Origin of the sequence: Janthinobacterium aestuarii, assembly GCF_051380835.1 — a bacterium.
GTDB classification, from domain to species: domain Bacteria; phylum Pseudomonadota; class Gammaproteobacteria; order Burkholderiales; family Burkholderiaceae_D; genus Janthinobacterium; species Janthinobacterium aestuarii.
In genome coordinates this window covers 173,732-192,660 of the sequence record NZ_JBNYXU010000011.1, presented here as the reverse complement: position 1 = coordinate 192,660, position 18,929 = coordinate 173,732, and the positions used below count along the sequence as shown (strand labels likewise).

The 18,929-nt window shown below is 62.0% G+C and carries 14 protein-coding genes; 5 read left to right on the top strand and 9 right to left on the bottom strand.

What is annotated here, in order from left to right; all coding sequences use genetic code 11:
- Positions 1 to 165: 165 nt before the first annotated feature.
- Together ACQ4WO_RS24885 and ACQ4WO_RS24880 are read left to right on the top strand one after the other, a co-directional pair.
- On the top strand, positions 166 to 1,638 hold the full coding sequence (locus ACQ4WO_RS24885) for an amino acid permease (protein WP_139090535.1): 1,473 nt from the start codon (positions 166 to 168) through the stop codon (positions 1,636 to 1,638).
- A gap of 67 nt (positions 1,639 to 1,705) precedes the next feature.
- Positions 1,706 to 3,655: a S9 family peptidase gene (locus ACQ4WO_RS24880; RefSeq protein WP_436483669.1), complete on the top strand. Its 1,950-nt coding sequence runs from the start codon at positions 1,706 to 1,708 to the stop codon at positions 3,653 to 3,655.
- Positions 3,656 to 3,660: 5 nt separating this feature from the next.
- On the opposite strand, the gene ACQ4WO_RS24875 is transcribed toward ACQ4WO_RS24880, so the two are convergent.
- The 3 genes from ACQ4WO_RS24875 to ACQ4WO_RS24865 form a co-directional block, all read right to left on the bottom strand.
- On the bottom strand, positions 3,661 to 5,613 hold the full coding sequence (locus tag ACQ4WO_RS24875; protein ID WP_436483668.1) for an acid phosphatase: 1,953 nt from the start codon (positions 5,611 to 5,613) through the stop codon (positions 3,661 to 3,663).
- Positions 5,614 to 5,708: 95 nt separating this feature from the next.
- The gene (locus ACQ4WO_RS24870; RefSeq protein ID WP_436483667.1) at positions 5,709 to 7,859 is read right to left on the bottom strand and encodes an FUSC family protein; all 2,151 of its coding nucleotides are present in this window, start codon (positions 7,857 to 7,859) and stop codon (positions 5,709 to 5,711) included.
- Between the two features lie 90 nt (positions 7,860 to 7,949).
- The gene (locus tag ACQ4WO_RS24865; RefSeq protein ID WP_436483666.1) at positions 7,950 to 9,638 is read right to left on the bottom strand and encodes a M14 family zinc carboxypeptidase; all 1,689 of its coding nucleotides are present in this window, start codon (positions 9,636 to 9,638) and stop codon (positions 7,950 to 7,952) included.
- Between the two features lie 152 nt (positions 9,639 to 9,790).
- Between ACQ4WO_RS24865 and ACQ4WO_RS24860 the strand changes: the two genes are divergently transcribed.
- Complete coding sequence (locus tag ACQ4WO_RS24860) at positions 9,791 to 10,360, top strand: hypothetical protein (protein ID WP_436483664.1); 570 nt, start codon at positions 9,791 to 9,793, stop codon at positions 10,358 to 10,360.
- Between the two features lie 68 nt (positions 10,361 to 10,428).
- Here the strand turns inward: ACQ4WO_RS24860 and ACQ4WO_RS24855 are convergent, their stop codons facing one another.
- From ACQ4WO_RS24855 to purB, 6 genes are all read right to left on the bottom strand, one after another.
- Positions 10,429 to 12,582, bottom strand: a complete 2,154-nt coding sequence (locus tag ACQ4WO_RS24855) for a S46 family peptidase (RefSeq protein WP_034745584.1) — start codon at positions 12,580 to 12,582, stop codon at positions 10,429 to 10,431.
- 306 nt (positions 12,583 to 12,888) lie between these two features.
- Positions 12,889 to 13,158, bottom strand: coding sequence for a GlsB/YeaQ/YmgE family stress response membrane protein (locus ACQ4WO_RS24850; RefSeq protein WP_034745587.1), 270 nt, complete (start codon positions 13,156 to 13,158; stop codon positions 12,889 to 12,891).
- Positions 13,159 to 13,324: 166 nt separating this feature from the next.
- Positions 13,325 to 13,900, bottom strand: a complete 576-nt coding sequence (locus ACQ4WO_RS24845; protein WP_128141668.1) for a YceI family protein — start codon at positions 13,898 to 13,900, stop codon at positions 13,325 to 13,327.
- A 138-nt stretch (positions 13,901 to 14,038) separates the two neighbouring features.
- Positions 14,039 to 14,593 carry a YceI family protein gene (locus tag ACQ4WO_RS24840; RefSeq protein WP_139090541.1) on the bottom strand — a complete coding sequence of 185 codons (555 nt, stop codon included), beginning with the start codon at positions 14,591 to 14,593 and terminating at the stop codon, positions 14,039 to 14,041.
- Between the two features lie 46 nt (positions 14,594 to 14,639).
- Positions 14,640 to 15,164, bottom strand: coding sequence for a cytochrome b (locus ACQ4WO_RS24835; protein ID WP_436483662.1), 525 nt, complete (start codon positions 15,162 to 15,164; stop codon positions 14,640 to 14,642).
- A gap of 185 nt (positions 15,165 to 15,349) precedes the next feature.
- Positions 15,350 to 16,729, bottom strand: coding sequence for an adenylosuccinate lyase (purB, locus tag ACQ4WO_RS24830; protein ID WP_436483660.1), 1,380 nt, complete (start codon positions 16,727 to 16,729; stop codon positions 15,350 to 15,352).
- 277 nt (positions 16,730 to 17,006) lie between these two features.
- Between purB and ACQ4WO_RS24825 the strand changes: the two genes are divergently transcribed.
- Entirely contained in the window at positions 17,007 to 17,621 is a 615-nt protein-coding gene (locus tag ACQ4WO_RS24825) for a glutathione S-transferase N-terminal domain-containing protein (protein WP_436483659.1), read from the top strand.
- Between the two features lie 7 nt (positions 17,622 to 17,628).
- Positions 17,629 to 18,657, top strand: a complete 1,029-nt coding sequence (locus ACQ4WO_RS24820) for a LacI family DNA-binding transcriptional regulator (protein ID WP_436483658.1) — start codon at positions 17,629 to 17,631, stop codon at positions 18,655 to 18,657.
- The last annotated feature ends 272 nt before the right edge of the window (positions 18,658 to 18,929 follow it).

The window sequence follows — 18,929 nt, the reverse complement described above, 5'->3', positions numbered from 1 at the left end:
GTTGTTTCCATGCATCAAAGTTCTGTTTGGCTGTGCCGGTGAAAGCCCTATAATCGCTTAGTTTTGAAAATGGACGCGATCTTTCCGGTTTTTTGCCAGGTAGGGCCGGAGCGCTATTTGTTTTTACCCGTCATACGAATATGTGTGCCTCATAAAGGAATATTAGTGAGCCAAACCCTGGTCCAGAAAATTTGCCGCACCAAGCCGATTGATACCACGGTCGAATATGGTGAAGGCCTCAGCAGCAGTGGCTTGAGCCGGTCCATCGGCCTGTTTTCCCTCACCATGATCGGCGTCGGCGCCACCATCGGCACGGGCATTTTCTTTACCATGGTCGAAGCCGTGCCCAAGGCGGGCCCATCGGTCGTCCTGTCTTTCCTGATCGCCGCCATCACGGCCGGCCTGACGGCCTTGTGCTATGCGGAGCTGTCGTTCCGCATCCCCGCCTCCGGCTCCTCGTATTCGTTTGCCTACGCCACCGTCGGCGAGTTTCTTGCCTTCATCATGGCCGCCTGTCTGCTGCTCGAATACGGCTTGGCTGGCAGTGCCGTGGCCATCGGCTGGTCGTCCTACCTGAACAACTTCCTGGAAAATGCGTTTGGCTGGCACATACCCGAGATGCTGCGCACGCCGATGATCGTTTCCGGTCCGCATGGCATGGAGTTTCATGCCGGCCACATCAACCTGCCGCCGATCTTTTTGATCTGCATGTGCGGTTTCCTGCTGTTGCGTGGCGCCAAGGAATCGGCGCTGATGAACGCCATCATGGTCATCATCAAGCTGTCCATCCTCGTATTCTTCATTGCCATTGCCTTTTCCGGTTTCAATGCCGACAACTTCGTGCCCTTCTTCAATACCGACAATAGCAAGGGCTTTGCCGGCATGACGGGCGTGACGGCCGCGGCCGGCACCGTCTTCTTCTCCTTCATCGGCCTCGACACGGTGGCGACGGCGGGCGACGAAGTGAAAGACCCCAAGCGCAATGTGCCGCGCGGCATCCTGTATGGCTTGCTGATCGTCACCGTGTTCTATCTGCTGGTGGCCGTGGCCGCCCTCGGTGCGCAACAGGCGAAGTTGTTCGAAGGCCAGGAAGCGGGCCTGGCGGTGATCCTGCAAAACGTGACGGGCAAGACCTGGCCCGCGCTGGTGTTGTCGGCCGGCGCCGTCATTTCCGTCTTCAGCGTGACCCTGGTGACGATCTATGGCCAGACGCGCATCCTGTTTGCCGTCAGCCGCGACGGCCTGATCCCGAAATCGTTCCAGAAGATCCACCCGCGCACCCTGGTGCCGGTCAGCAATACCATCATCGTTTGCCTCGTGGTGGCCGTGGTGGCGGGTTCCATCGATGCGACTTACCTGTGGGACATGGTCAGCATCGGCACCCTGACGGCTTTCATGGTGGTCTCGATCGCCGTGCCCGTGCTGCGCCACAAGCAGGGCGCGAACCGCATCGAAGGCTTCAGCGTGCCGTTCGGCCCGTACGTGATTCCTGGCCTGAGCGTGCTCGCCTGTCTGTACATCATGCGCGATTTGCCGCATACGACGTTTGTCGTGTTTAGTATCTGGATGGCGGTGACGGTGGCCATTTACTTCCTGTACAGCATGCGGCATTCGCACCTGGGCAAGAAGGCCCGCTAATGCAGTCTGTTCCATCCAAAACCGCCGCGCTTGCCGGCGGTTTTTTTTATTTCTAACCGGAATTTACATGATGAAAATAACTGATCTGGCCGCCTGCGGCTTGCTGGCAAGCAGCCTTCTGGGTACCACGGCACACGCCGCCGCTGCAACCGGGCCGGCATTGCGCGATTACCGCGCCGTGGTTCTGTCGGCCAATGGCCAGCGCATCGCCGCCATCGAATCGAACAAGGCGGGCGAGCAAGCGCAGCGCCCGCACGCGGCCATCGTCGTGCGCGACGCCGCCTACGGCGCCATCGTGCAGCAATTCGATCCGTGCACCGTGTGCTCCTACGACAAGCCCAGCTGGTCGCCGGACGGCAAACAGCTGGCCTTCATCGGCTACGACGCCAAGGCGGGCACGGCGCAGCTGTACCTGGCCACTCTGTCGCAAACGCCAGTCCGAACGTTGACCAGCATCAAGGGCGTGGCCAGCACGGCGCGCTGGTCGCCTGACGGCAAGCAGCTGGCCTTGCTGGCGACGGTGGGCGCGCGCAAGCTGGCCGGTGCCGTGGAGGCGGGCGCGCGCCAGGTGGGCGAAGTGGGCAGCGAAGACGATGCCCAGCGCATCGCCGTCGTGCCTGCCAGCGGCGGCGAGCCGCGTCTGCTGTCACCCGCCGACACCTATGTGTATGAATACAGCTGGACGCCCGATGGCCGCGGCTTTGTCGCCACCAGCGCGCAAGGCAATGGCGACAGCAACTGGTGGGTCGCCAAGCTCAGCCATATCGATGCGGCCACGGGCGCCCTGCGCGTGATCGCGTCGCCGGCCATGCAGCTGAACTTGCCCTCGGTCTCGCCCGATGGCAAGACAGTGGTCTTCATCGGCGGCCTGATGAGCGATTTCGGTTCCATCGGCGGCGATATCTACACGGTGCCGCTGGCCGGCGGCACGCCGCGCAACGTGACACCCGACTATCGCGGTACCTTCAATGGCGTCGTCTGGCGCGGCGCCGGTTTGCTGGCAACGGCCCTGATCGATTCGCAACTGGCGCTGGTGCCTGTCGATGCGCAAACGGGTCCGGCCCAGCCCGTGCTGCTCGGAGAAATCAGCAGCAGCGGCAGCGACGGCCGCTTGTCGTTCAGCGCCGACGGCCAGTACGCCGCCGCCGCACAGGAAGACTTTACGCATGCCAGCTACCTGGTGGCGGGACCGGTGGCCCAGCTGAAAAAGATCACGCGCGACAATGACGGCTTTGCGCCGCAGTTGACGGTGCAGAACGTGGGCTGGAACAACGAGCAATACAAGGTGCAAGGTTGGCTGCTGGGACCGTTGAAGATGGACGCCGGCAAGCGCTACCCGATGGTCGTCAACGTGCATGGCGGCCCTGGCGCGGCAGCTTCGCCCCGTTATGTGGGCGCGGGCACCCTGATCCACGAATTGACGCAAAAAGGCTATTTTGTCTTCCTGCCCAATCCGCGCGGCAGCTTTGGCCAGGGCCAGGCTTTTACGCGCGCCAACATGGCGGACTTTGGCGGCGGCGACTGGCGCGACATTCTCAGCGGCATCGACGCGGTGCAAAAAGTGGCGCCCGTGGACGGCGAGCGCCTGGGCCTGATCGGCCATTCATATGGCGGCTTCATGACCATGTGGGGCGTCACGCACAGCGACCGTTTCAAGGCGGCCGTGGCGGGCGCGGGCGTGTCGAACTGGATCAGCTATTACGGCCAGAACGGCATCAACCAGTGGATGATCCCGTTCTTTGGCGCCTCCGCCTATGACAACCCGGCCGTCTACCGTAAGGCCTCGCCCATCGAATCGATCAAGGCGGCCAAGACGCCGACCCTGATCTACGTGGGCGAACGCGACGTGGAAACGCCGGCCGCCCAGTCGCTGGAATTCTGGCACGGCTTGCGCGCCATGGGCGTGCCGTCCAGCTTGTTCATCTACGACGGCGAAGGCCATTCCTTCCGCAAGCCCGAGCACCAGCGCGACTTGCAAAAACGCACCGTCGGCTGGTTTGAACGCTACCTCAAGTAGCTCGCTTATACGTCCAGGCGCAGCTGCAAGCCCGTTGCCGTGTACGTCGGCGTCACCTTGAAACCATCGGCGGTGATGCTGTCGAACTTGCCTTTCAGGCTGGCGGCCTGCAGCACGGTCAGGGTGTCGCCGGCGGCCGGCTTGTAGCCGTTCTGGAACGTCACCTTCAGGCTGCCGCCCGCCACTGTCATCTGGCCCGCTACGCTCAGGCGGCCTTGCTGTCCGCTACCCAGCTTCAATTCCAGATTGCCGGTGGCCAGCTGCGTGTACTTGCCGGCCAGCACCAGGCCGGACGGGGCATTGCTGACCAGGGTGCCGCCGCTGACATACACGTCGCCCTTGCCGAAGGCCGTGGCCGACAAGCCTTCCACGCGGCCCCCTTCCAGCTGCGTGCCGCCGCTCCAGCTATTGTTGCCGCCCAGCTTCAGGGTGCCCGTGCCTTGCTTGTTCAGCTTGCCCGTGCCGCCGATGTCGTTGCGCCAGCGGTCGACGGCGTAGAAGCCGCCCTTGGCCGCATCCATGCTGATGCTCACATTGCCCGTGAAGACGGCATAGCCGTCGGCGGCGGCAAACAGGTTCAAGCGACCCCAGCCTTCAGCATCGTCCATCACCGGGTAGCCCGATGGCAAGGCCGTTGTTTTCAGCACCACGCGGCGCTGCGCGTCGGACAGATATGGCAAACGCGTTTCCAGCAGCACTTCCGCGCCTTTCGGCACGACGGCTGGCGCATTGGCGTCGCCCGTCTGCGCGAAACCGAAAGTCAGGCGGCGGATATAGGCGGCCCTGGTGCTGGCGTAGTCCGCAAAGCGGTCGTTGGCGCCGGTGCCCGAATGGGCGTAGTCATAGAAGGTGTCGGCCGTGGTGCCGGTTTTCGCCATCAGGGTCGTGTGCGCCTGCGTCACGGCGGCGGCCTTGGTGGCGGCCGTGGCCGGGTCGAGCAGGTTGGCGGCGACGATGGCTTGCGCCTGCACGCGGCCGCTGATCACGTCGAGCGGCGAATGCATGCCGGCGATGATGCGGTTTTCACCGAGTTCCAGGCCCCGCGCCACCATTTCCTGGTAACGCTCAGGCAAGGCATACGCCATGCCCAGTGCACCGCGCACGGCTTCGGCCGAATGGCCGCTGGTAAAGCCGCCATCGGTGGCGGGCGTGGCGCTCCTGGCCGGCAGCAGGGCCGGGATCACGGCTACGTTGTTGCTCCAGCGGAAGGGGCGCGCATATTTGTAGAAGCGCTTGGCCGGTTCCGTCGAGCCATTGTTGCCCATGGCATTGACGAGGCCCACCACGTTGCCGAACTCGGCATTGGCGCTGCCCGCCACGCCCGTGTTGCTGCCGCTATCGTTGTAGAGCTTGCTTGTCGCGTCCGGCGCGATGTCGGTGATGCTGGTGGTCTGGCGCGCCGCGCTACGCCAGGCGTCCGTCAGCGGACCCATGCCGTCGGTGATACTGTAGCCCTTGCCGCGGCGGTCATCGAGGTAGGCGGCCAGTTCCTGCGCCGGCGTGCGGCTGGTGGTGGCTTTGACGACGAAATCGATGTTCGCATTGTGCACGCTGGCATTGACAATGGTGCCGCCCGGCGTGCCATCATTGGGCACGCCCGTCCAGGCGGAAGGCACGACTGCGGGGAAGCCGTCCACGGCTGGCGCCGAGACGCCGGCATCGACGATTTCCGTCAATGGTTTCCAGATGTCGAGCATGCCGGCCAGTACGCGCACGCCCGCATTCGTGGCGGCCGTGGCGTAGCGCGCATCGCCGCGCTGGTTGCTGGCGATATTGTCGACAAAGGGAATGGCCGTGGCCGATGGCGGCGCCGTGTCGGGCGCGCCCTGGTCGGCGGGCGCGGCGGGAATGACGAGCGCTGCTTCCTGGTGGTCGGAACCGCCGCAGGCGGCAAGGGCGAGGGCGGCGCTGATGGCCAGCGCCAGCGGCAGGCGCCGGCTCAGGGGAAATGCGTGCATGGATGACCTTGGCTGGAAGTGGAAAATCCATGGCAGCATAGAGAGGCCAGATGACCTCCTGATGACACCACTTGCGCCAGGGCGCTCCCAGAAGATTATCTGGGTGCCACGATATGCACGATCGCCGCGCTATGCACCACGATCTTGTCGGCATCGGCCTGCAACAGGCGGATGCGTCTTTTGACCAGCGGCCAGCCCGACCAGTCCACTTCGCTCACGGGCGGTGCGGCAGGGGCCGCCAGCGGGGCGCTGATGGCGGCCTTGTTGTCGAGCTGATCCAGCGCGCGCGACAGGGTCAGGCACACTTGCGTATGGCTGTGGCCAAGCAGGGCGTTGACGGGCGCGACGGGAAGCTGGCTGGCATGGCGTCCCAGGATGGAGCGCAGCGCCGCCACGTGGGCCACCAGCAAGTAATTTTGCACGATGAACAGGTTGATGTCTTCCACGGCCCGCTGCTTGCTGGCCGGTTCGTCGAGCATGCGCACCAGTGCCGAGCTGAGCGCGGCCAGGCTGTCCATCAAGCGCTTGCGCTCGATGCGGTAGGCGAAGTCATCGAAACACTTTCCCTGCAGCAGCGCGAAGCTGGCTTGCATGTATGACAGGTTCACGTTCAGCACCTGGCGCACGAGGCGCGGCAGGCTCTGGTATTCCCAGTTGGCCAGCACGAAGCTGAACACGGTGGCCACTGCCGCGCCGATCAGGGTGTCGATCAGGCGCTCGCTGACGAGGTTCGGGTTGCTGGGCGCCACCAAATGCATTTGCAGCAGAATCATCAGGCTGACGGCAATGGCCGTGTAGCGGTAGCGCAAATAGATGAAGGTGGGCGTGGCCACGATGGAGAGGAACAGGATGGCCATCAGCACGATATTGCTGTGTACGAAACGGATCACGATGGCCGTGATCACGCAGCCGATGATGGTGCCGATGATGCGGTCGGCGCGGCGCTGGCGCGTCATGCTGAACGTGGGGCGCAGGATGATGACGATGGTGAGCACGATCCAGTAGCTGTGCGCCGCATACGGCAGCCAGTGGCCGATCAGCAAGCCAACGGAAATGGCCATCGATACGCGCAGGGCGAAGCGGAATACGGGCGAGTCCAGGCGCAAATTCGACAGCAGGGTCTTCAGTTCGTATTTCTGTTGCGACAGGAACGGCGCCATGTCCGCACCGCTCCAGAACGGCACGTTGTCATAGACTTTTTGCGTGGCAAGGTGCAGTTCACCGATCATTTTCAGAATGGCGCGGATCTTGTTGCGCTGCGCGCGTAACGTCGCCAGCGCTTCCTGCGCACTGTCGCCCTTTGCCTGCAGTCGGGCAATTTCTCCTTCGATGTCGGCCCATTCCTTGTCATAGCTGATCTGCGCATACGAAGCGCGCTTGCGCGTGACGGCGTAGGCGACGGCTTCGATGTCGCGCGCCGCCTTGTAGGCCAGGTCGTGCAGGGATTTCAGCACGTCGGAGTCGGCCAGGTGCTGGCGCAGCAGCGCATAATCCGTGTGCGTCGAGAGGATCAGTTCATACAGATCGAGCATGCACACGTGCACTTGCACGACGATGGCGTCCTTGCTGTTCTTGTGGCTGCGCAGAATCAAATCGCGCGACGCCTGCTGGCGGTCGGCGAGGATGCTTTGATGGCGCACCAGCTTGTTGAACTGTTCCGTCAGATTGAAACGCGTATCGTAGAAATCGGCCTTGATGTCGATGTAGGCGGCCAGCTCGAACAGGGCTTCGGCCAGCACTTGCTGCTTGATGCGGTGGCGCAAGACCCAGGCGATGGCCATGGCATAGGCCAGATAGATCAAGCCGCCCAGCATGAACAGGCCCGCGTGGTGGAACGATTGCTGCCACGTCATCTGATGCTCCATCGACATGGTCATGATGAACAGGGCGGCCAGCTGCAAGGGCATGGATTTCTTGCCGTACACCACCATCATGCTGGCGAGAAAACTGACGAGCACGAGCACCGTCATCAACAGCCACTGCACGGGCCCGCACAGGCTGATCAGCAGCGTCACGGCGCTGCACAGCAGCACCGAAGCGAGCATTTCGTTGAACTTGTGGCGCAGCGGGCTGGGCATGTCCATCAAGGTCGTGCACAGGGCGCCGATGCACACGGTCATGGCGGTGGCGCTGTCGCTGATTTCCTGGGTCAGCAAGGCCAGGCCGACCAGGCCAACGGCCACGCGCAAGCCCAGGTAAAAATAATGGCTGTAAATAAAGGTGCGCAGGTTCAGTGCGTAGTGCATGGGATTACCTTGTGGGCAGGGCACAGAAAGAGGCGCCGCACCGGGGTCTCCGATGCGGCGCCAGGATGTTGCAGTCGCTACAGCCGCGAGTTACATCAGGGCGATTACAGGATAACGCCGCCATTCCGGCTCGGCAAAGCGCTGGCAGTGTGCAAAAATGAAGTCGAGCACGGCTTCCTGATTGCTCAGCAAGGCCGGGTTGGCCGCTTTCCATTCGGAAAATTTTGCCGCCAGCGCCGGCTCGTCGCGCAGCAATTCGGATGCCATGTCTTCGAACACGTAGTCGGAAAACGCTTCTTTCTTCTCCAGCACGCTGTTGAAGAAGCCCCAGCGGAAGAAGCTGTCGTGCGCCTGCGGCTCCAGCGTTTCCACGGCGTAGCGCGCGTTGTCCTGCTCCAGGGACACGACATAATCGCCCGCTTGCACGGTGAACTGGCCCGTGCGCGCTACCAGTTCCACCGTGTCGTGGAACATGTGACCTTCGTAGGCCGTGGCGCGCGTGCCGACGCTGGTGATGTGGTAGTAGCGCGCCGTTACCGTCTGTTCGGTGGTGATGCGGCTCATTTCGACACCGTTCCAGCGCAGGCGCTCGATGACTTCGCGCCACGCTTGCGGCACGATATAGGCTTTCGGCGCGGCCACGATGACGTCCGCATCAAAGCGGTTGTAATACTTGATGTCGCGCTCCCACGGCTGCGAGCGGTCATACGACAGGCGCTGGTAGTCACCGAGGATACTCGGCGTGTATTGCGCCGCATAGCCCTTGAAGGGGAAGGTCGACGGCTGTTCTTCGTTCATGGTCCAGTGGATGGGCCACTCGGCTTGCGTGCGGCCGGCCGCCTTGGCTTGCGCGCGCAATTGCTTGATCTGTTCGCCATGTTTGACCGTGAACGCCATCGTGATGTCGAGCAGGGCGCGCATGGAGGCGTAGCGGTCGGCAAACGGTTTCAGCATGTGCGTTTCCGGCATGAAACCGATGACGTGATGCAAGGCCGCAAAGCCGGTCGAGAAACGCGGCACTTCGAGGAATTCGGCGATGCCGTGGTCGGGGCTGTCCTTGACAGGGTTCACATACGGGCAGGTGGGCCAGCCGGCACTTTCCATCTGCGCAAAGATGTGCGGCAGCATGATGTCTTGCAGGAAGGGGCCGAGGCCATTGCCCAGTTTGTCCGTCTGCGTGTGGATCAAGGTCATCGTGTATGGGTAGTCGGCGCCGTTCGACGTGTGCGTGTCGACCATCACGTCCGGGTCCCAGCTGGCCAGCAGGCGGTTGAACACTTGCGCGTTCAGGCTGTCGCACTTGATGAAGTCGCGATTCAGGTCCAAGTGGCGGCTATTGCCGCGGAAACCGAATTGCTCCGGGCCATCCTGGTTCACGCGCGACGTGTTGGCGCGGTTCAGGCTGCCATCGACGTTGTAGATCGGAATGAACAGCAGCACGGTGCTGCCCAGCGCCGCCAGGCGTTCCGGCTGCGTGCACAGGTCGCGCACGATGGCCATGCAGGCGTCGATGCCTTCCGGTTCGCCCGGGTGGATGCCGTTGTTGTTGAAGAACACGGTGCGGCCTGCGCGCTTGATCTGTTCGCGGTCGAACACGCCGTCCGCGCTGACGACGCCAGCATGAATGGGCACGCCCGAGTCGGACAGGCCGATCTGTTCGAAATGCAGCACTTGCGGGTAGCGTGCGGCGAGATCCTTGTAGAAAGTGATGCATTCCAGCCAGGTCGTGGTCTGGTTGTGGTTACCGAGTTCGTAGGTCGTGCGCAAGTCTTGTGGCATAGCGGTCTGAGTCTGGGAGGGGGAAGGCGCGCTGGGTAAGCACGCCCGCTAGGCGCCAATTGTAGCATCGGCGTTGGCGCCTTGAGGCGCGGCAGAGGGACTGGGCCGCACTTGTGTTATGAATAGGTTTCACACGCGAGGGGGGAGGCGGCATGGGCAAGACGGCGATGGCGGCGCTGGTGTGGTGGATATGCCTGGCAGCGCAGGCGGCGCCATTGCGCTTGCCAGCAGGCAAGGGACCCCTGGCGCAGGGCGGGTCCGTCACGGCTGCCGCGCAGGGCGCGCTGATACGCTACCGGGGCTGGCTGCTGGCCGTCGATGGCGCCGTATCGGAGGAGCTGCCCGACGTCGTGCTGGCGTCGGCGCGGGCGGGCCACGCGCCGCAGCTGCAGGCCGGGGCCACACAGCGCAGCTTGCCCCTGTGGTCAGCCCTCGAACTCGTCAAGGGTAGCGCGCGCCTGCGCATCACGGTGCTGCCCGGACCCGATGCGTTTCCCGCGCTGCTGCTGGACTTTGGCGATGGCGACTACCGCATCGTGATTCCCGCCGCCGGCATTGCGCGGCAAGCGTATCCGCTGCTGGCGCAGCGTTTTCCCGGCGCCGACCTGGCCTTGCTGCTGCACGATGGCCGGCGGGTCATGCTGCCCTTGGGAAGTGGCAGGGCTCAAGTGTTTGGCGAGGAACAAGCCGTGCCGTATCGCTTTACCAAGGTAAAACGCTAGGCGAAAAAAAGCCACTCCCGCAGGAGTGGCTCAGGCTAAAGCGCCCGTTGCCGGGTTATTGCTTCTTGTTATTCAGCGCCCATTTCTTTCAGCAGATTGTCTGCATGGTCGATGTGTTTCATGTTCCACAGCATGTAGCGCAGGTCGACCTGGATCGAACGGGTGTTGGCCTTGTTGTAGTCCCAATCGGAAATGATCGAGTCCAGGGTGCCGTCGAAGGCCAGGCCGATGAATTCGCCTTTGGCGTTCAGGGCAGCCGAACCGGAGTTGCCGCCGGTGATGTCCAGGGTCGCCAGGTAGTCGACCGGTACGGTTTTCAGCTTCGGATCGACGAATTTACCGAAGTCCTTGGCTTTGATCGCGGCCAGTTGATTTGCCGGAGCATTGAACTCGCCCTGGCCCGTGGCTTTGGCGGCGACGCCATTGACGGTGGTGAAGGCAGACCAGGTGGTGCCGTCGGCGCCATGGTCGCGGCCGGCTACTTTGCCGAACGTCACGCGCAGGGTGCTGTTGGCGTCAGGATAGACGGCTTGGCCCTTGCTCTTCATGAAGGCGATTTTTGCTTTCATGTAGTTGGCATAGGCTTGCTGGATCTTGCCTGCCAGTTCTTCGTCCTCCGCTTCGTTTTTCAGCGAATCCGGGTACATGGCGACGGCTGCCTGGATGAAGCTGTCCTTGCTGGCCTGGAATTCGGCTGGCGTGCGTTTCAGCCATGCTGCGCGCTCGGCCTTGTCGGCCAGCTTGCTGCCGGCATACAGTTTGTCCAGAGCGGCGGACAGGTCGGCTGGCGACATGCCGTCCTTGATGCCGATGGCGGCGTCGAAGCTGGCGCGGCGTTGTGCTGCCGGTTGCGCGGCGTACTTGGTCAGGCTGTTCAGTACCAGCGCCTTGTCGACTTTTTCATCGTAGGTGCGCTCGACCGAGGTGATGCCCGCTTCCAGGCGTGGCAAGTCGCGCGTCTGGTAGCCGGATTTGCGTTCCGTATCGGCCTTGGTGCCTTCGTTCGACAGGCGGTACAGGCTGCGTGCCGTGTTCAGCAGGCGTGGCTGTGCGTAGCTGAGGAAGAAATCGCGCTTGGTGTCGGCATCGCGCTCGGCGATCAGCTTTTCCACTTGCTCGATGTCGCCGGCAAATTCCGCCTTGCGTGCCGGCGTGGCGTTGACCCAGGTCTTCAGGGCTTCATGTTCCGCCGTCTTGCGCGCCAGGAAGTCGCTGCCGGCGTACGAGTCCAGCATGCCTTGGCGGTTCTTGTAGTAATTGTTTACACCGGCAACTTGACCCGCGTATTTCAGGGCAACATCCTTGTTGTCCTTGGTTTCGCGCGCGATGATGGCCAGGGTTTCGCCCGACGCTTTCACGAAGGCCGGGTAGTTCCAGTCAAACGTGTACGCCACTTCCGATGGCAGGCGGTGACGGTTGGTGCGGCCAGGGTAGCCCAGGACCATCACGAAATCGCCTTCCTTCAAGCCATCCTTGGCCAGTTTCAGCACGTGTTTTGGCTGGTACGGCACGTTGTCCTTGCTGAAGTCGGCCGCTTTGCCGTCCTTGCTGACATAGGCGCGGTAGAAACCGTAGTCACCCGTGTGGCGTGGCCACATCCAGTTGTCGGTGTCGCCGCCGAATTTACCGACGCCCGCTGGAGGCGCGTGCACCAGGCGCACGTCGCGGATTTCCAGTTGCTTGATCAGGTAGAACTCCAGGCCGCCGTAGTAGGCGGACACGGTGCAGCGGAAGCCCGCTTCTTTTTCGCATTCGGCGACCAGTTTCTTCTGGTTTTTCTCGATCGCGTCGATGCGTGCCTTGCCTTGCAGCTTGGCCACGTCGGCGGTGATGATCTTGTCGCTGACATTCGTCACGGCCGAGGTGACGAAGATGCGGCTGCCTGGGGAGGCTGGCAATTCTTCAGCGAAAGTCTTGGCCAGGAAACCGTTGGCCAGCAAATCGCGCTCTTTGGTCGAATTGACCGCCACGCTGTTGTAGACGCAATGGTGGTTGGTGGCAACCAGGCCTTGCGGCGAGACGAACGACGCCGAGCAGCCGCCCAGGCTGACGATGGCGCCCATCGGGAATTCGGTCAGTTTGGTCAGGTTGGTCGGATCGAGTTTCAGTCCGGCCGCTTTCAGTTCCTTGGCTACTTGTGGCAGCTGTTGGGGCATCCACATGCCTTCGTCGGCGTGTGCGAAATTGCTCAGGATGGCGAGCGCGATGAGAGATTTTTTCATTCGAGTTCTGTTCTTTTACATTGTAGGGAAGTCGGAATCAGCGGAGTACCCGCTGATTGTGCAGCGGGCGACATAGAGTATCCGTATCGAACTCGCACTAGTCAATCACATTTTCCGGGCAGCATGTTCGCATGTGCTTGCCTGAATGGCATGATTTTGGGGCGCATACGGGCTGGAACCGGCTGCCAGCGCGCATTTTTCCGCGTGGCGGCTGTGGTATTTGTACATACGTGTCCTGGCGGCAATGAAAAATGGCCGGGCGCTTGCGCGGCCCGGCCATGTGTTGCTGCGCTGCTGTTTGACTGCTTAGCGTATTTTGCCGCGGCGCAAAAGATTCACGATGCCCAGCAGGATCACGGCGCCCAGGAACGAGACCAGCAGCGAAGCCAGGCTGAAATTGTCGCTATTGATGGTGCCCGTGCCGAACAGCGGGGCCAGCAGCCAGCCGCCCAGGAAGGCGCCGACGATGCCGACGATGATATTGAGGAAGATGCCCTGTTGCGCATTGGTTTTCATGACCATGCTGGCCAGCCAGCCAATGACGCCGCCAATAACGATCCAGATAATGAAATTCATGTAGTCCTCCGCGCGATGGATAAGTGGGTGTGCCATGTCAGAACAACATCATGCCAATGGATAGTGATGCCGCACGATAGAAAAGTCCAGCGGATTCGCGTGGCGCATGCAAAAGCCCGCCTGGCTGCGGGCAGCAAGGCGGGCTTGTCATGCGGCAAGGCTGTGTTTAGTCGGCTTTGATGGCTTCCACCTGGATGGCCAGCTTGACTTCCGGCGAGAACGCCGGCATGCCGTAGTTCAGGCCAAAGTCGCTGCGCTTGAATTCCGCCGTGGCGTCGGCGCCGCACACTTCACGCTTGTAGCGCGGGTGCATGATGCACTTGAACTTGCTCACGTTCAGCTTGACGGGCTTGGTCACGCCCAGCAGGGTCAGTTCGCCATCGACTTCCACCAGCTGATCGCCGTTGAACTTGAGCGACTTGCTCTTGTAGGTAATTTCAGGGAATTTCTCGACGTTGAACATGTCCGCTTTTTTCGCGTGCGTGTTCATGGCGTCCAGGCCAAAGTCGATCGAATCGGCATCGATGACGAGGTCCAGACTGCCCGTCTTGGCAGCACGGTCCAGGGTGACCGTGCCCTTGGTCTTGTTGAACTTGCCGCGCCACACGGACATGCCCATGTGATCGGCTTCAAAGCTGGGGAAAGTGTGCGTCGGGTCGAGGTTGTAGGTGTCGGTAGCGGCCATGGCCGAACCCGCGCCGGCGGCTGCCAGCATGGCGATCATCAAGTGCGAAAATTTCATGCAGATCCTATAGTTGAACAGGTTTTGGGGTTGTTTTTCATAACGCTTGAAAAACGTTCAGGGCAAGGCGCCTTGCCGAAGGCAGTACGAATGTACGACGAGGCAAGAGCAACGCAGCCATGGACGTTTTCTCAGGTGTTACTGGGCTGCGACGTGGAATTTAATTGTGACTTCATCGGCGACCATGCTCGTGTCTTTCCACTCGCCTTCGCCGATGTTATAGGTCAGGCGCTTGATCGGCAGGGCGCCGTCAAAGGCATATTTGCCGCCATCGGCTTTCACCGCCAGGGGGAAGGTCACGTCGGTGGTCTTGCCTTTGATGCTCAGCTTGCCGGTCACCGTCAGCTTGCCCGCGCCGGCCGCCTTGATGCTGCTCGAGACAAAGGTGGCTTTCGGGAACTGGGCCGAGTTGAACCATTCTTTCTTCGCCACTTCCTTGTTGTACTCGGGGTCGCCGATATCGATGCTGGCCGTCTCGATTTCCACCGATGCCTTCGAGGCGTCCGGCGCGGCCGGGTTGTAATCGATGGCGATATTGAACTTCTTGAACTTCGCTTCCACGGGCACGTTCATTTGCTTGAACACGGCCGATACGCTGGTCTTGGCGGGATCGACTTTCAGCAAGGTGGCGGCGGTGGCGGCCACGGACAGGCCCAGCAGGGAAGCGAGGACGATGCGTTGGGTGGTTTTCATCTTGTTTTTTTCCTGTAGTTTTTCAGTGAGCAAGGGGAAGTCGGTGTCAGGGCAGCATGCGCTTGAGGACGCCATCGCGGTCGATGAACTGGTGCTTCAGCGCCGCCAGCACATGGGCGACCACGGCGGCGGCCATCGTCATGTTCAGAACATAATGAATCTCTTTTAAAAGCGGCTTAAGTTCCGGGTTCGGCGCCATGATGACGGGCAGCTGGAACAGGCCCAGGTAGACGACGGGCACGCCGGCGGCCAAGGTGTACAGGTAGCCGGAGACGGGCACGGCGAAGATCAGGAAGTACAGCAGCACGTGCATGGCGTCGGCCGCCTTCTTTTGCCAGGCAACCATGCTGGCCGGGTGCGGCGGCGGCACATTGGCCTTGCGCCACAGCAGGCGGATGGCGGCGATGGCCAGCACGGTCACGCCCAGCCATTTGTGCCACGAGAAATATTTGAGCTTGGTGGGCGTCAGGCCGGGAATGTCGACCATGACCAGGCCCATGACGAAGGCGCTGATGATCAGCAGGGCGGTCAGCCAGTGCAGGATGATGGCGGTGGTGGTGTAGCGTTGCATCGATGGCTTTCTTGAAAGTAGTACGTATTAGGACTAATTCGGCCTAATATACCAAAGAAAAGCAAATTGCGCTGCGTGCCGGAGATTCTACAAGAAAGATTGCTGTAAAAACCGCGGGGCGGGCAGCAATTGTGTGCTGGCCGCCCCGCGGGAGTGGGATCGGAGGATCCCCATGTGGAAACTGCTTAGATGGCTTTGGCCAATTGCGCGGCGATGCCGATGTAGTTACCCGGCGTCATGGTCAACAGCACGTCCTTGGCATCCTGCGGAATGGCCAGGCCATTGACGAAGGTTTGCAGCGCTTCTTTCGAGATGCCCTTGCCGCGCGTCAGCTCTTTCAGCTGCTCGTACGGGTTTTCGATGCCATAGCGGCGCATCACGGTTTGTACGGGCTCGGCCAGCACTTCCCACGTCGCGTCCAGATCTTGCGCCAGGCGCGCGTGGTTCACTTCCAGCTTGTTCAGGCCGCGCAGGCAGCTGTCATACGCCAGCAGCGTATAGCCCAGGCCCACGCCGATATTGCGCAGCACGGTCGAATCGGTCAGGTCGCGCTGCATGCGCGAGACGGGCAGTTTTTCCGACAGGTGTTTCAAGACGGCGTTGGCCAGACCCAGGTTGCCTTCCGAGTTTTCGAAGTCGATCGGGTTGACCTTGTGCGGCATGGTCGACGAACCGATTTCGCCCGCTTTCAGCTTTTGCTTGAAATAGCCCAGAGACACATACGTCCAGATGTCGCGGTTCAGGTCCAGCAGGATCGTGTTGGCGCGCGCGAAGGCGTCGAACAGTTCGGCCATGTAGTCGTGCGGTTCGATCTGGATGGTGTACGGATTGAAGACCAGGCCCAGGCGCTGTTCGATGACGGCCTTGGAGAACGCCGGCCAGTCGAAGCCCGGGTAGGCCGACAGGTGGGCGTTGTAGTTGCCGACGGCGCCATTCATCTTGCCGAGGATTTCCACTTGCTCGATGCGTTTCACGGCGCGCTGCAAGCGGGCCACGACGTTGGCAAATTCCTTGCCCAGGGTGGTCGGGCTGGCCGTCTGGCCGTGCGTGCGCGACAGCATCGGCACGTCGGCATTGTCGTGCGCGATCTGCGTCAGCTTGGCCACCAGGCCGTTCAATGCCGGCAGCATCACGCCATCGCGCGCGGCTTTCAGCATCATGCCGTGCGAGGTGTTGTTGATGTCTTCCGAGGTGCAGGCGAAATGGATGAATTCCGACGCCGCCACCAGTTCCGGCACGTCCGCCACTTGTTCCTTCAGCCAGTATTCGACCGCCTTGACGTCATGGTTGGTCACCGCTTCGATGGCCTTGATGCGGGCCGCGTCGGTTTCTGAGAAATCGGCCGCCATCTTGTCGAGCAGGGCGCTCGCTTCTGCCGAGAACGGCTTGATTTCAGCGAAACCGGCTTGCGACAGCGCTTGCAGCCAGGAGATTTCCACTTTCACGCGGTGGTGCATGAAACCGGCTTCGGACAGGATCGGGCGCAGCAGATCGGTCTTGCTGGCGTAGCGGCCATCGAGCGGAGACAGGGCCGACAGCGTGGAATACGGAGTAGTAGAAGTCATGAGAGCGGATGCAAGTTAAAGAAACGGTTGGCGTGTGGCGCGCGGGGAGGGCAGGGTTATTGCAATACAGCAACACTGACGGCGCCACAGTAAAGGGCGATTTTACCACCGCTGGCCGCTGGCCAGCCGTCCGTCGGCAGCGGATGGCCCCCATGTTGGCCGAATCCGGCCCCGATGCGGCGTGCCTGCCACACACTGGAGGCCGCCGGGCGCGTGCTGCCAAACACCGCTGCCGCCGATGCTATACTGCTAGCTGCTCCTTTACCTTAAAGTACCTATGAAACTGATCGGTTCCCTCGCCAGCCCGTATGTCCGCAAAGCCCGTATCGTGCTGGCGGAAAAAAAGCTCGACTATGTCTTCGAGCTGGAAAACGTGTGGGCGCCGGAAACCCGCATCGCCCAGGCCAATCCCCTGGGCAAGGTACCCTGCTTGGTGATGGAGGATGGCAGCACGCTGATCGATTCGAAAGTCATCGTCGAATACCTCGACACGCTCACGCCCGTCTGTAAACTGCTGCCGGCCGGCGGCAATGGCCGTGAGCGGGCCGATATCAAGAACTGGGAAGCGCTGGCCGACGGCATCCTCGACGCGGGCGTGCTGGTGCGCCTGGAGCGCACGCAGCGCCCGCCCGAGCAGCAAAGCGCGGCCTGGATCGCGCGCCAGCTGGAAAAAGTCACCCTGGGCCTGGCGGCGCTGGAAGCACGCCTGGGCGAGAGCGCCTATTGCGCCGGCAAGAACTACACCTTGGCCGACGTGGCAGTGGGCTGTGCCCTGGGCTGGCTCAGCTTCCGCTTCCCGGAAATCGACTGGCGCGCGGATCACCCGGCGCTGGCGCGCCTGTTCGACAAACTGTCCGAGCGTCCATCGTTCAAGGACACCGCGCCGCAGTGAGCGCACGATGACCGGCAACGATTCGAAGGCGCAGCAGCGCCTGCAGATGGCCGATATCGCGCGCCTGGCCGGCGTGTCCACGTCGACCGTGTCGCGCGCGTTGAGCGGCAGTTCGCTGGTCAATGAAGAGACGCGCGCGCGCGTCATCGCGCTGGCCCGTTCGCTCAAGTATTCCATCAATATCGGCGCGCAAAACCTGCGCCTGAAACAGAACCGCACGGTGGGCGTGGTGGTGCCGTATGACGCGGCCACGCGCCAGCACCTGTCCGACCCTTTTTTCCTCAGCATGCTGGGCAGCCTGGCCGATGCGCTGACGGAGCAGGGCTTCGACATGCTCATTTCGCGCGTGGACGCGGAAACGCTCGATGCGGCCGCCCTGTCCTTCGACAGCGGCCGCGTGATCGGCATCATCCTGATCGGCCAGTGGCGCCACCATGAACAACTGAACCAGCTGGCCGCGCGCCAGGTGCCCATCGTCGTGTGGGGCGCGCAATTACCGCAGCAGCTGTATTGCACCGTCGGCGGCGATAACGTCGCCGGCGGCAGGCTGGCCACGGAACATTTGCTGGCGGCGGGGCGCCGGCGCATCGCCTTCTTTGGCGACGCCAAGCTGCCCGAAGTGGCGCAGCGCCACGCCGGCTATGCCCAGGCGCTGGCCGCGCAAGGGCTGGCGCCGGACCCGCAACTGTACGTGGCCGGCTCCTTCCTGCCGCAGGGCGGCGCGACGGACGTGCAGGAATTGCTGGACCGCCAGCTGCCGTTCGACGCCATCTTTGCCTGCAGCGACTTGCTGGCCATGAGCGCCATCAACGCCCTGCGCGCGCGCGGCGTGGGCGTGCCGGAACAGGTGGCCGTGGTCGGCTACGACGATATCGAACTGGCCGCGTATTTCCACCCGCCGCTGACCACCGTGCGCCAGCCGATCCGCGCCGCCGGACGCGCGCTGGTGGCTTCGCTGCTGGCGCTGGTCGACGGCGCGCCTGCGCCATCGCAGCAATTGCCAACCGAGCTGATCGTACGCGCCTCGGGCCGCTGAGGCTTGGCAGCAAGGTACTGCAACCGATTGCAATAATTTTAAATTTATCCGTGATTTTTCATGCTGCACAGCAGCATGAAAAATCCTGATATCACGTCGAACCCCGCATTTTCCCCTCTGTTTCTCCCGTAACATTCTCTTAAAAACAACAATATTTCCATGTTGCAGCGCTCTATTGCAATCGATTGCAATAAGTTCTTATTCGTTCAATAATGGCGTACCGGCTCAGCCAGCGCGCCACGGCATGCGGCGGCCAGTACCCATAACAAGCG

Excerpts from the sequence above, each read along its gene's own strand:
- ACQ4WO_RS24820 (WP_436483658.1), top strand. The coding sequence starts at position 17,629 with ATGACCGGCAACGATTCGAAGGCGCAGCAGCGCCTGCAGATGGCCGAT.
- ACQ4WO_RS24855 (WP_034745584.1), bottom strand. The coding sequence starts at position 12,582 with ATGAAAAAATCTCTCATCGCGCTCGCCATCCTGAGCAATTTCGCACAC.
- ACQ4WO_RS24860 (WP_436483664.1), top strand. The coding sequence starts at position 9,791 with ATGGGCAAGACGGCGATGGCGGCGCTGGTGTGGTGGATATGCCTGGCA.
- purB (WP_436483660.1), bottom strand. The coding sequence starts at position 16,729 with ATGACTTCTACTACTCCGTATTCCACGCTGTCGGCCCTGTCTCCGCTC.
- ACQ4WO_RS24865 (WP_436483666.1), bottom strand. The coding sequence starts at position 9,638 with ATGCCACAAGACTTGCGCACGACCTACGAACTCGGTAACCACAACCAG.
- ACQ4WO_RS24835 (WP_436483662.1), bottom strand. The coding sequence starts at position 15,164 with ATGCAACGCTACACCACCACCGCCATCATCCTGCACTGGCTGACCGCC.
- ACQ4WO_RS24850 (WP_034745587.1), bottom strand. The coding sequence starts at position 13,158 with ATGAATTTCATTATCTGGATCGTTATTGGCGGCGTCATTGGCTGGCTG.
- ACQ4WO_RS24825 (WP_436483659.1), top strand. The coding sequence starts at position 17,007 with ATGAAACTGATCGGTTCCCTCGCCAGCCCGTATGTCCGCAAAGCCCGT.
- ACQ4WO_RS24845 (WP_128141668.1), bottom strand. The coding sequence starts at position 13,900 with ATGAAATTTTCGCACTTGATGATCGCCATGCTGGCAGCCGCCGGCGCG.
- ACQ4WO_RS24870 (WP_436483667.1), bottom strand. The coding sequence starts at position 7,859 with ATGCACTACGCACTGAACCTGCGCACCTTTATTTACAGCCATTATTTT.
- ACQ4WO_RS24880 (WP_436483669.1), top strand. The coding sequence starts at position 1,706 with ATGATGAAAATAACTGATCTGGCCGCCTGCGGCTTGCTGGCAAGCAGC.
- ACQ4WO_RS24840 (WP_139090541.1), bottom strand. The coding sequence starts at position 14,593 with ATGAAAACCACCCAACGCATCGTCCTCGCTTCCCTGCTGGGCCTGTCC.
- ACQ4WO_RS24875 (WP_436483668.1), bottom strand. The coding sequence starts at position 5,613 with ATGCACGCATTTCCCCTGAGCCGGCGCCTGCCGCTGGCGCTGGCCATC.